This is a genomic window from Streptomyces sp. NPDC056948, from assembly GCF_042674225.1.
Classification (GTDB): domain Bacteria; phylum Actinomycetota; class Actinomycetes; order Streptomycetales; family Streptomycetaceae; genus Streptomyces; species Streptomyces purpurascens.
The window spans coordinates 1-10784 of the sequence record NZ_JBHUQX010000334.1 but is presented as its reverse complement, the minus strand read 5'-3'; the positions used below and the strand labels follow the sequence as shown (position 1 = coordinate 10784).

The 10784-nt window shown below is 73.2% G+C and carries 9 protein-coding genes, 1 pseudogene and 1 riboswitch; of the genes and pseudogenes, 7 read left to right on the top strand and 3 right to left on the bottom strand.

Annotated elements, in window-relative coordinates; translation table 11 throughout:
• The 3 genes from ACFTZL_RS32945 to ACFTZL_RS32935 all read left to right on the top strand — a co-directional run.
• The coding region (locus ACFTZL_RS32945) for an iron ABC transporter permease (protein ID WP_382590282.1) at positions 1-2023 on the top strand (2023 nt) is incomplete at its 5' end.
• 81 nt (positions 2024-2104) lie between these two features.
• The gene (locus ACFTZL_RS32940; RefSeq protein WP_382590279.1) at positions 2105-3613 is read left to right on the top strand and encodes an APC family permease; all 1509 of its coding nucleotides are present in this window, start codon (positions 2105-2107) and stop codon (positions 3611-3613) included.
• 1 nt (position 3614) lies between these two features.
• On the top strand, positions 3615-4037 hold the full coding sequence (locus tag ACFTZL_RS32935; protein ID WP_382590276.1) for a universal stress protein: 423 nt from the start codon (positions 3615-3617) through the stop codon (positions 4035-4037).
• Here the strand turns inward: ACFTZL_RS32935 and ACFTZL_RS32930 are convergent.
• Entirely contained in the window at positions 4032-4403 is a 372-nt protein-coding gene (locus tag ACFTZL_RS32930; protein ID WP_382590273.1) for a (2Fe-2S) ferredoxin domain-containing protein, read from the bottom strand. The two genes, ACFTZL_RS32935 and ACFTZL_RS32930, sit on opposite strands and share 6 nt — an antisense overlap.
• 61 nt (positions 4404-4464) lie before the next feature.
• Positions 4465-4560: riboswitch (cobalamin riboswitch) on the bottom strand.
• A 22-nt stretch (positions 4561-4582) separates the two neighbouring features.
• Positions 4583-6052: an IucA/IucC family protein gene (locus tag ACFTZL_RS32925; protein ID WP_382590285.1), complete on the bottom strand. Its 1470-nt coding sequence runs from the start codon at positions 6050-6052 to the stop codon at positions 4583-4585.
• 165 nt (positions 6053-6217) lie between these two features.
• Between ACFTZL_RS32925 and ACFTZL_RS32920 the strand changes: the two genes are divergently transcribed.
• Genes ACFTZL_RS32920 through ACFTZL_RS32910 form a run of 3 tightly spaced genes read left to right on the top strand, consistent with a single transcriptional unit; the run spans position 6218 to position 9824 of the window.
• Positions 6218-7714: an IucA/IucC family protein gene (locus ACFTZL_RS32920; protein ID WP_382590270.1), complete on the top strand. Its 1497-nt coding sequence runs from the start codon at positions 6218-6220 to the stop codon at positions 7712-7714.
• A gap of 44 nt (positions 7715-7758) precedes the next feature.
• Positions 7759-9033: a VWA domain-containing protein gene (locus tag ACFTZL_RS32915; protein ID WP_382590267.1), complete on the top strand. Its 1275-nt coding sequence runs from the start codon at positions 7759-7761 to the stop codon at positions 9031-9033.
• A complete protein-coding gene (locus ACFTZL_RS32910) occupies positions 9033-9824 on the top strand; it encodes a hypothetical protein (protein WP_382590265.1) in 792 nt (263 codons plus the stop codon). The genes ACFTZL_RS32915 and ACFTZL_RS32910 overlap by 1 nt, the downstream gene beginning before the upstream one ends.
• 42 nt (positions 9825-9866) lie before the next feature.
• Here ACFTZL_RS32910 and ACFTZL_RS32905 read toward each other — a convergent pair whose 3' ends face one another.
• Entirely contained in the window at positions 9867-10493 is a 627-nt protein-coding gene (locus ACFTZL_RS32905; RefSeq protein WP_382590262.1) for a winged helix-turn-helix transcriptional regulator, read from the bottom strand.
• 88 nt (positions 10494-10581) lie between these two features.
• Between ACFTZL_RS32905 and ACFTZL_RS32900 the strand changes: the two are divergent.
• Positions 10582-10784 (top strand): annotated as a pseudogene (locus ACFTZL_RS32900) (aminotransferase); the annotation flags it as partial.

The following is a 10784-nucleotide window of genomic DNA, read 5'->3' as shown; positions in this document are numbered from 1 at the left end:
CCGTACGGGCGCGGCCGCGGTGACGGCCGGGCTCGTCCTCCTCGTCGCCGCCCTGGCGGTCGTCGACATCACCCAGGGCACCGCCGCCGTCGGACCGGCTCAGGTGTTCAAGGCCCTGGCCGGGCAGGCCGATCCGGGCGACGCGTCCGTGGTCATCGCCTCCCGGCTGCCGCGGATGGCCGCCGGCCTCCTGGTCGGCGTCGTCCTCGGCATCGCGGGCGCCGTCCTCCAGGCCGTCAGCCGCAATGTGCTCGCCTCGCCCGACACCCTCGCGGTGAACGCCGGTTCGTACCTGGCGCTCGGTCTGGTCGGCGCGACCGGCGTCTCCCTGCCGCTGCTGGCCTCCTCGGGCGTCGCCTTCGCGGGCGGGCTGGTGGCGGCGGCCGTCGTGCTCGCCCTGTCGGGGCTCGGCACGGGCACCGTACGGCTGGTCCTCGCGGGCACGGCGCTCGCGCTGGGCCTGAACTCCGTGACGGAGGGGCTGCTCCTGCTGTTCCCGCAGCAGACGGAGGGCCTCTACCAGTGGAACCAGGGCAGCATCGGCCAGAACGGTTTCGACGGCGTCCTGCAGATGCTGCCCGTCGCGCTGGCGGGACTCGTCGGGCTGCTGCTGGTCGCCCGGCGGGTCGACGCGCTCGCCCTCGGGGACGACGCGGCACGCGGGCTGGGCGTCCCGGTCCACGCCACCCGTGTCACGGTGGTCGTGCTGGCGGCGCTGCTGTCGGCGGCGGCCGTCACGCTCGCCGGGCCCATCGGCTATGTCGGGCTCTGCGCCCCCGCCCTGGTGCGTCCGCTCGCCCGCCGGTTCCGGGGCTTCGTCCGCGCCCGCGCGGCCCTGCCCGTGGCCGGGCTCACCGGTGCCGCGCTGGTGCTCGGGTCGGACGTGCTGCTGCGGGCCCTCGTCCCCGCGGACAGGGCGGTCGCCGTGCCCACCGGCATCGTCACCAGCCTGGTCGGTGCCGTGTTCCTGGTGGTGACGGCCCTGCGGCTGCGGGACACGGCAGGCGCCGACGCACCGGACCGGCTGCGCATCCCGAGCCGGACCACGTTCCTGGTCACGGTGGGCGTCCTGGCCGCCGTGGTCGTGGGTGTCACGCTGGCCGGCGTCCTGCTGGGCGACAGCAAACTCCTGCTCGGCGATGTCGCGAACTGGGCGCGGGGGCGGGCCGGTCAGGCCGTCTCCTTCGTGCTGGACACCCGGGTGCCGCGGGTGTTCGCGGCCCTGTGCGCGGGCGCGTCGCTCGCCCTGGCCGGCACGCTCGTGCAGGCCGTGACCCGCAACCCGCTCGCGGAGCCGGGGGTTCTGGGTGTCTCCGGGGGAGCCGCGCTGGGCGCCGTGCTGCTGGTGACGACCGTGCCCGCCGCCGGCTCCTGGGGTATCGCGGGTGCCGCGTTCGGGGGCGCCGCGCTGGCCTCCGCCATAGTCTTCGGGCTCGCGGCGCGGGGCGGCTACCGGCAGAACCGGCTGGTCCTCGTCGGGATCGGCATGGCCGCCGGTTCCACGGCCCTGATCAGTCTGCTCATCGTGCTCACCGACCCGTTCAACGCCACGAAGGCGCTGACCTGGCTGTCCGGTTCGACGTACGGGCGGACCATGCCGGACGTCGTGCCCGTCGCGCTCGTGCTGGCGCTGGGCCTGGTCGTCGCGGTCGCGCGGCGCACCGAGCTGGATCTCGTCTCCCTGGACGAGGACACCCCGCTGCTGCTCGGCCTCGGACTGCCCCGGGCCAGGCTCGGTTTCCTGGTGGTGGGTGTCCTGCTCGCCGCGACCGCGGTCGCGTCGGCCGGCACCATCGGCTTCGTGGGTCTCGTGGCGCCGCACGCGGCGCGGGCCCTCGTGGGCCGGCGGCATGTGCGGGTGGTGCCGGTCGCCGTCCTGCTCGGCGCCGCGCTCGTCTGCACGGCCGATCTGCTCGGCCGGACCGTCATCGCCCCCGCCCAGCTCGGCGCGGGAATGATGACGGCGGTGATCGGCACACCGTACTTCCTGCGTCTGCTGGTACGGAACCGAAAGGCGACATAAGCCACCTAAAAGGTCATCAATGGCTAAATTGCCTCACGCCTGCCTGTTGTATGGATCCACGCACAACGGGAGTGAGGGAGCATGGCCAAGGACATCACGGACGCGGGCCCGCCACCGTCCGCGAGCCTGAAGCCCAATGCGATCGGGTTCCTCGACGCTCTGGTCATCGGGCTCAACGCGACCTCACCGGCCTACTCGGTGGCGGCGGTCATCGGCCCGGTCGTGGCGCTGGTGGGCATCTACGCCCCCGGGGTGATGATCGCGTCGTTCGTGCCGATGCTGCTGATCGCGTCGGCGTTCTACTACCTCAACAAGGTCGACCAGGACTGCGGCACGACCTTCTCGTGGGTCACCCGGGCCATGGGGCCGTGGGCGGGCTGGCTGGGCGGCTGGGCCATCACCATGACGGGTGTCCTGGTCGTCGGGTCGCTGGCGGATGTCGCCGTGACCTTCTTCCTGCTCGCCGTCGGCCTGGACAGCTGGGCGGACAACGACGTCGTGCGCCAAGTGCTCACGGTGCTCCTCATCGTGGTGATGACGGCCCTGTGCGTGATCGGCACCGAGGTGTCGGCCAGGATCCAGAACGTCCTCATCCTGGCGCAGGTCGCCTGTCTGCTGGTCTTCGCCGTGGTGGCGCTCTACCGCGTCTACGCCGACACCGGCACCCTCGACTCCATCGAACCGAAGTTCAACTGGCTCGATCCCTTCGGAGCGGGCGGGGCCTCCCTGACCGCCGCCCTGCTGCTGGGCGTGTTCATCTACTGGGGGTGGGAGTCGGCGGTCAACCTCACCGAGGAGGTCGAGGACTCCGCCACCGCCCCCGGCAAGGCGGCCGTGTGGTCGACGGTGCTGCTGCTGGTGACGTACCTCGCGGTCGCCTTCGCGGTCGTGGGCTACGCCGGAACGGCCTACCTGGCCGAGAACGCGGCGGAGGAGGAGTTCATCTTCGCGCTGCTCGCCGAGGAGGCGATGGGCGGCTGGGACTGGGTCGTGCTGCTGGCGGTCTCGACGTCCGCGCTCGCGTCCACGCAGACGACGATCATCCCGGCGTCGCGCACGGGCCTGTCGATGGCCCGCCGGCACGCGCTGCCCGCGCACTTCGGCCGTATCAACCCGCGGTTCCGCACCCCCGACGTGAGCACCTGGTGGGTCGCCGGGATCGCCATCGTCTGGTATCTCGTCCTCTACCACATCAGCGAGAACGCCCTCTTCGACTCGCTGACCGCGCTGTCCCTGCTGATCGCGTTCTACTACGCGCTCACGGGTGTCGCCTGTGCGGTCTACTACCGCCGCCAACTGACCCGCAGTGCCCGCAACTTCTTCCTGATCGGGCTCGGCCCCCTGGTCGGTGCCGGGCTGCTGGCCTGGCTGCTGGTGGAATCCGTGGCGGACATGTCCGACGCCGCCAACTCCTACAGCGGCGTCTCGTGGTTCGGGCTCGGCCCCCCGCTGGTCATCGGCATCGGCATCGTCGTCGCGGGCGTGATCCTCATGGTCGTGTGGCGGCTGATGACGCCCGTGTTCTGGTCGGAACACCCCAGCGTGGTCGACCCCGACCTCGTCCCCGGCAAGCACGGCAAGGAGTCCTGAGATGTCGGTGGTCCTCGGCTACGACGAGTCCCCGGGCGCCCAGAGCGCGCTGCGGGTCGCGATCGAGGTGGCGGCCGCGTACGGCGAACCGCTGGTGATCGTCTACGGCGCCGCGGCCCCGGGCGTCACGGGCGACGAGTACACCGCCCACCACAGGGCCGTGCGCGAGGCCGGAAGCACCGTGCTCGGGCACGCGGTCCGCGTCGCCGACGAGGCCGGCGTGCCCAGCACGGTCGAACTCATCGACCAGCGGCCCGCGCAGGCGCTGATCGACGCCGCGGCACGCCACGACGGCAGGGTGATCGTGGTGGGCACCTGGGGCGAGAGCCCGGTGCGCGGGGCACTGCTGGGCTCGACCCCCCACAAACTGCTGCACCTCTCGAACATCCCCGTCCTGTGCGTGCCGGCCACCGCCGAGTCATGAGCCGCCCGGGCGCGGCCTCTTCAACGGGCTGACGACGTACAGGTCGAGGATGTCGGGCAGGGGCGCGACGCCGGGACCGCCCTCACGGACCCAGGAGACGACGTCCTCGGTCGCGGCCGGGTCGTTGACCAGCCCGAGCCACACCGGCCGGGCCCCGGCGGCCCGGCCCGCCGCTGACGGCTGTACGACGATGACGTTGGCCTGGTCGCAGACGTCGAGGCACTCGGAGACCCGCACGGGCGCCACCTCGCGCAGCCGCTCGGTCTGGGCCGCGTGATCGACGCCGGTCACCTTGCCGCTGCCGCAGCAGCAGTCCCGGCACACGACGACGCGGCACGGAACCCCTCCGGCCTGGGTCGCGGACATGCCGCACCCTTCCTCTCTCCGGGGAGATCCGCCCCGGTGGTTCGTCGAGGAGGCGACCGCGTGAGTCTCCTGGCTCCCGGCCGAGGCCGGTCACAGTGGCGGGACCGCGCCGGATTCACACCGGCTTCCTCGTTCCGCCGTCGCCATGTCCCGGCCATCATTCCATGCGGCCGGTACGGTCACGTTCCTTCCCTGAGCGGGTTGGGCAGCGGCAGATAGCGGGCGTCGGCGCCGTTCGCGCCCGTCCAGCGCAGCAGGAGGTTCGTCTTGGCGGGGAGGGAGGGCGAGGTGAGCAGACCGGAGATCTCGGGCAGGTCGTGGCGGGCGAGTTCGCGGCGGGCGGCGGGCCAGGGGTCGAACCCGGGCCGGCGTTCGGCGAGGGCGCCGGCGATCTCGGTGAGGTGGTTGACGACCAGGCAGTACACGAGCCGCTCCCAGCCGGCCTCCCTGGAGACGTCCGGGAGCAGTTTCACGCCCTCGGCGTCCCGGTACAGCGCCTGCACGGGCATGCCGTCGGCGTCCACGGCGACCAGGGTGTTCTGCAGATGAGCCTCGATGACGACGCCGTGCCGGGCGAAGGCCTCCAAGGCCGGGGGCACCACCTGCGCCAGGTAAGCCGCCCACCACGTCTCGGGGTCGGCTGCGCGGTCGAGCGGGCTGCCCTCGAAGCCCTCGACGAGTCCGGCGGCGAGCAGCGGGGTCGCGCCGGGCAGGAGACGGCCGGTGAAGCCGTCGCGGACGAGGACGGCCAGGGCCTCGAAGGCGAAGTCGGCGGTGCGGTACCCGCGGTCGCCGAGCCAGGCCGGGGGGCCGTCGAACGTCTCGAAGGCGGCGCACACGGCCGCGTCGGTGCGGCGCAGGGCGAGCAGGTCGTGGCGCCACAGCCGGCGGATGTCGTTGGTGATGCGCACGTCCAGGCTGAACTTGAGGAAGAGGTCGTGCCCGGGCGCGTAGAGCGTGCGGATCGCGGCCGTGGGCCAGGTGTCGAAGGCGGTCGTGCCGAGCCGGACCAGTCTGCCGTCCTCGAAGGCGGCGGCGAGCTCCGCGCTCGCCAGGTCGAGCTGCCAGGGGTGGGCCGGGAGCAGCCGGTAGCCGGGCGGGGCGGTGCCGAGGGCGTCGAGGGCCGAGGTGTCGCCCTCCTCGACGACGGCGTCCTCGCGCAGCCCGAGCAGGGTCAGCGGGAAACGGGCGTACGCCTCGGGCGCGTACGGCAGCCAGCCCGCGGCGGGGCCGCCGCCGCGCGCCTTGGGGGCCGGGTGGTGGGTGTGGCCGGTGAGGAGGCACTGCTCGGAGCGCAGGTAGGGGTCGTCGGGCGGGGTCGCGCGGTCGCGGGCCTCCAGCAGGGCGGCCACGGCGTCCCTGCTGTCGATCATCTCGGCGGGCAGTTCGTGGTTGGACAGGCCGGTGTGCCGGCGCAGTTCCTCGGCGACGAGTTTGACCAGCTCGGTGTGGCCGACGCGCTGCCAGCCGCCCGGGCCCTGGACCTCGGGCTCGGCGGGCCGCCGCGTCCCGCGCACCCGCAGCAGCCGGTCTCCGCCGGGCAGACGGTAGACCCGGTGCTCGCCGTTCCGGCGCACCGGCCGGGCCACCTCCCGCAGCAGGCAGTTCAGCAGCGGCACGGCGGCGTACGCGTCGGCGGGCGGGGGCATGAGGTCCACGCGATCCACTCGTTTCCCTGTGTTCCTTGTGTTCCTTGTGTTCTCCACGGTCCCAGCAGCCCTTCCGGGACTTCCGGACTTCCGGGCGGAGATGATCAGTATGTCGGTCGTCGTCATCGCGCCGTGACGCCCTACTCGTACCCGAGGAGCCCGCCCGTGCACCGTTCCCCCACCGCCGAGGCCGAGGTCGCCGACGAACTGGCCGTCGTACGGCCCGGCCTGCTGCCGCGGTACGAGGCCGAACTGCCCGGCGCCCGGGCGGCCGTGCTGTCCCGTCTGTGGCGCGGTCTCGCCCATGATCCGCTGCCCTGGGTGGCCCGCAGGGAGCCGGGCCGGGACGGGCTGACCCTGTTCCTGTCCGACGGCCGCCGGCTGCACGGCCCGCCGCCGGATCCGTACGCGACCGGCGGCTATGTCACCGTCGTCGGGCTCGACGGGGTGGAGTACGACGATCCGGCACGGCTGATGACGGACCTCGCCGTACCGCACTCCGCCTCCTTCGCCGCCGAACTCGGGCACAGTGTCGCCTCGTTGGCGCTGTCGAGGGCGGGGCAGGAGGGGCTCGCGGAGGACGAGTGGCCGGGTAACGACTGGGAGTGGGAGCAGCGGATCGTCGACGGGCATCCGTTCCACCCCACCTGCCGGTCCCGGCCGGGTTTCTCGGTGGCCGAGCAGCTCGCCTACGGGCCCGAGCACCGGCCGGTCGTGGAGCTGGGGCTGGTGCCGGTGCGGGCGGAGGAGTGCCTGGTGACGGGGGCCTGGCCGGGGGACCTGCGGGACGGGCGGCGTGTGGTGCTGCCGGTGCACCCCTGGCAGGCGGCGCATGTGCTGAAGCGGGCGTGCGAGGAGCGGCGCGCCGGGCATCCGCTGATGTCCCTGCGGACGCTCGCCCTGCCCGGCGGGCCGCATGTCAAGACCTCGCTCAGCGCCCGGCTGACGTCGTCGGTGCGGGACATCTCACTGCCCTCGGTCGCCGCGTCCGCGATGCTGTCGGACTTCGCCGAGACGCCCGCCGCCCGCACGGACGGCCTGCTGCACGTGACCCGCACCCTGGGCGCCGCGGCGGCCGGCTCCCCCGACTTCGCGGCCGTCCTGCGGGAGTCGCCGCAGACGTACGCCGGGAGCGGCGAACGGGTCCTGCCGGTGGCGGCGCTCGCCACCAGCGCGCTCCCCCGCTCCCCCGCCTGGCTGGCCGGCTTCGCGCGCCTCGCCCTCACCGTCGGGCTGCGGCTGCTGGAGCTGGGCATGGCCCTGGAGGCACACGGCCAGAACCTCCTCGTGGTCCTCTCGCCGAAGGGCGATCCGCTGCGGCTCGTCTACCGCGACCTGGCCGACATCCGCGTCAGCCCGGCCCGCCTGGCCCGGCACGGCATCACGGTGCCCGACCTGCCCGCCCGTATGGTCACGGACGACGAACGCACGCTCCGTCGCAAGCTGTTCGGCTCCCTGGTGGCGGGCGCGCTGGCCGGCACGGCGGGGTCGGGGGCGGCGCTCACGGCGGCACTGGAGACGGCCGTGGACGATCTGCCGCGCACCCCGGACCTCACGGCAATGCGGGCGGAGCCCTTGCCCACCAAGGCGCTGACGCTGATGCGGCTCTCGCCGCAGGCGTCCGGGGACCAGTGGGCGGAACTGCCCAATCCCTTTGCGTGAGCCCCGTTTTGGAGCACGGCCCCGCCGCTCCATAAGATCCGCCGATGATCACAAGAAAACGGCTGGCGGCGGGCGTCTGCGCCCTGCTCGCCGCGCTGACGGCCGGGATCGCCTTCCCGGCCGGCGCGGCCGCCGGCGAACCCACGGGCCAGGCCGCCCCCAAGGTCGACCTCGTCCTCGATGTGAGCGGCTCGATGCGGGCGCGGGACATCGACGGACAGTCGCGGATGGCCGCCGCGAAGCAGGCGTTCAACGAGGTGCTCGACGCGACGCCCGAGGAGGTCGAACTCGGCATCCGCACCCTCGGCGCCGACTACCCCGGGGACGACCGCAAGACGGGCTGCAAGGACACCGCGCAGCTCTACCCGGTCGGCCCGCTGGACCGCACCGAGGCCAAGACGGCCGTCGCCACGCTCACCCCGACGGGCTGGACGCCGATCGGCCCGGCCCTGCTGAAGGCGGCCGACGACCTGGAGGGCGGCGACGGCTCCAAGCGCATCGTGCTGATCAGCGACGGCGAGGACACCTGTGCCCCGCTCGACCCGTGCGAGGTGGCCCGCGAGATCGCGGCGAAGGGCATCGGCCTGACCATCGACACACTGGGCCTGGTGCCGACCGCCAAGCTGAGCAGGCAGCTGAGCTGCATCGCCGAGGCCACCGGCGGCACCTACACCTCGGTGGAGCACCAGGACGAACTGACCGACAAGGTCAACCAGTTGGTGGACCGGGCGGCCGATCCGGTGGTGACGCCGGTGGCGACCGAGGGTGCCGACCGGTGCACCGCGGCGCCGACGCTGAAGTCCGGCCTCTACTCCGACCGGGAGGAGTTCGGGCAGCAGCGCTGGTACCGGGTGGACGTCCTGCCGGGGCAGGAGCTGCGCGCCTCGGTGAGCGTGGCGGCGGACCGGGCCGTGAACCCGGCCTACGGCGTGCTGTTGCGGGCCGTGACGGTCAAGGGCCGGGAGATCGTGCGCGGTGAGGCGGCGGGCAACGGCCGTACGGACGTGATCTCGACGGGGCTCAGATACCCCGAGCCCGAGCGCGACGACACCGACGGTGACAAGCCGGCCGCGGAGACCGTGTGCCTGGCGGTCACCCACTCCTTCTCGGCGGCCTCCGGCGTGAAGACCACGCCCGGCCTGCCGCTGGAGCTGACCGTCGACGTCGTGGACGGGCCGAGCCGGGCGGGCGACGTGGCCTCCTTCGGGCTCGGCCGCGGCTGGTGGCTGCTCGGCGCGCTGATCCTCACCGGTTTCCTCGCCGGTCTCGTCTGGGGCTGGCTGTCGCGCTGGCGGGTCGCGGTCTGGAGGACCAACTGATGCGAGTGATACGTGTGTTGAGCGCCGCGTTTCTGATGCTGGGCCTGGCGGCCGCTCCCGCCGCGGCCGATTCGTCGCCGAGTCCGTCGCAGGACACCTCGGCGGCGCCCACCCGGGCGGGCACCTCCTTCCGTACCGCGACGGAGTTCGAGCAGGGGCAGCGCGCCACGGCGAGCGGCTCCACCGGCGACTACCTGTACTGGTCGTTCCCCGCCGACACCGGGCAGCGCCCCACGGTCACCGCGAAGGTGAAGCTGCCGGACACCCACGCGCCGCAGACCTGGCAGATCGACGTGTACGACGGTCTGCGCCGCCGCCAGGCATGCCAGTACGGGGCGCAGACCCGCACCGCCGCCGCGGACGCCGCCTCCGTCGAACTGGCCTGCGTGCTGCGCACGGTCCGCGCCTGGTCGGAGCCCTGGGCGAACGACCCGCTGCCGGGCACGTACTACGTCCGGCTGACGGTCACCGGCGTCGCCGCCTCCGACCTGGGCCTCCCGGTCGACTCCGAAGTACGGGTCGACTCCAAGGACATCGGCGGATCCGCGGCGGTGGACGGCTCGCTGGCCGAGCCGCTGGTGCCGGGGATCGCGACGAGGTCCGGGGACGAGGAGGAGTCCTCGGCGGTCCTGGCCGGGCTCGAACCCGAGGACGGCTGGGCGTCGGGCTGGTGGTCGGACCGGTGGGTGTGGACCGCGTTGGGCGGCGTGCTGGCCGCGCTGGCGGGGGTCGCCGGGTACACGCTGACACGCGGCTCGGGGCGGCCGTCAGGTGTGCCGCCCGCCGCCTGACCTGAGCCGGACTCGGAAGGCCCGCTTCGTGCGGGCCTTCCGTCATGTGTCGCGCAGTGCCTTGGCGAGCGTGCCCTCGCCGCTCACCTCGACCCGGCCCTCCCTGACGGCCTGGGCCAGGCTCAGCTCGCCCCGGCCGATGGCCGTACACGTGCCGGTGTCCAGGACCAGCAGGGCGTCCGGCTCCCCGGGGGCGGGCCCGTCGCCGTACACGGGCCCGTCGCCGGCACCGACGTGGAGATGGAAGTGCCCTTCCTCCAGGCGGACTTCGACGAGCCCGTCCCCGTCCAGCTGACGCAGCAGGGGCAGGGCGAACCAGTGCGCCCGTACCGCGTCCGTCGGCCGCCGCTCCCCCAGTTCCGCCTGCCCCCACGCCCCCAGCGCCTGCACCACCGGCAGCAACGCCCGTCCACGGTCCGTGAGTTCGTACACGGAGGCCGCGCCGGGCGGTGGCAGCCTGCGCCGGGTCGCGAGGCCGTCGCGCTCCATGTCCCTGAGCCGCGAGGCGAGTACGTCCGTGCTGACGCCGGGCAGGTCCGCGTGCAGGTCCGTGTAGCGGCGGGGACCGGCGAGGAGCTCCCGGACGATCAGCAGGGTCCAGCGGTCGCCGACCAGGTCGAGCGCGCGGGCGGCGGAACAGTACTGGTCGTAGCTTCGGCGAGGTGGCATGCGACGCAGTCTAGACAAGTTGTTGGACTTTCCAAGCTGCTACTTGGTAAAACCAAGCAACACAAGTCGGCCGAGGGGAAGCGCGCGCATGGAGTTCCGGCAGTCGAGCAAGCTCAGCGAGGTCTGCTACGAGATCCGCGGCCCGGTGATAGAACACGCCAACGCGCTGGAGGAGGCGGGTCACAGTGTGCTGCGCCTGAACACCGGCAATCCCGCGCTCTTCGGGTTCGAGGCGCCGGAGGAGATCCTCCAGGACATGATCCGGATGCTGCCGCAGGCGCACGGCTACAC

Excerpts from the sequence above, each read along its gene's own strand:
- ACFTZL_RS32940 (WP_382590279.1), top strand. The coding sequence starts at position 2,105 with ATGGCCAAGGACATCACGGACGCGGGCCCGCCACCGTCCGCGAGCCTG.
- ACFTZL_RS32935 (WP_382590276.1), top strand. The coding sequence starts at position 3,615 with ATGTCGGTGGTCCTCGGCTACGACGAGTCCCCGGGCGCCCAGAGCGCG.
- ACFTZL_RS32930 (WP_382590273.1), bottom strand. The coding sequence starts at position 4,403 with ATGTCCGCGACCCAGGCCGGAGGGGTTCCGTGCCGCGTCGTCGTGTGC.
- ACFTZL_RS32925 (WP_382590285.1), bottom strand. The coding sequence starts at position 6,052 with ATGCCCCCGCCCGCCGACGCGTACGCCGCCGTGCCGCTGCTGAACTGC.
- ACFTZL_RS32915 (WP_382590267.1), top strand. The coding sequence starts at position 7,759 with ATGATCACAAGAAAACGGCTGGCGGCGGGCGTCTGCGCCCTGCTCGCC.
- ACFTZL_RS32910 (WP_382590265.1), top strand. The coding sequence starts at position 9,033 with ATGCGAGTGATACGTGTGTTGAGCGCCGCGTTTCTGATGCTGGGCCTG.
- ACFTZL_RS32905 (WP_382590262.1), bottom strand. The coding sequence starts at position 10,493 with ATGCCACCTCGCCGAAGCTACGACCAGTACTGTTCCGCCGCCCGCGCG.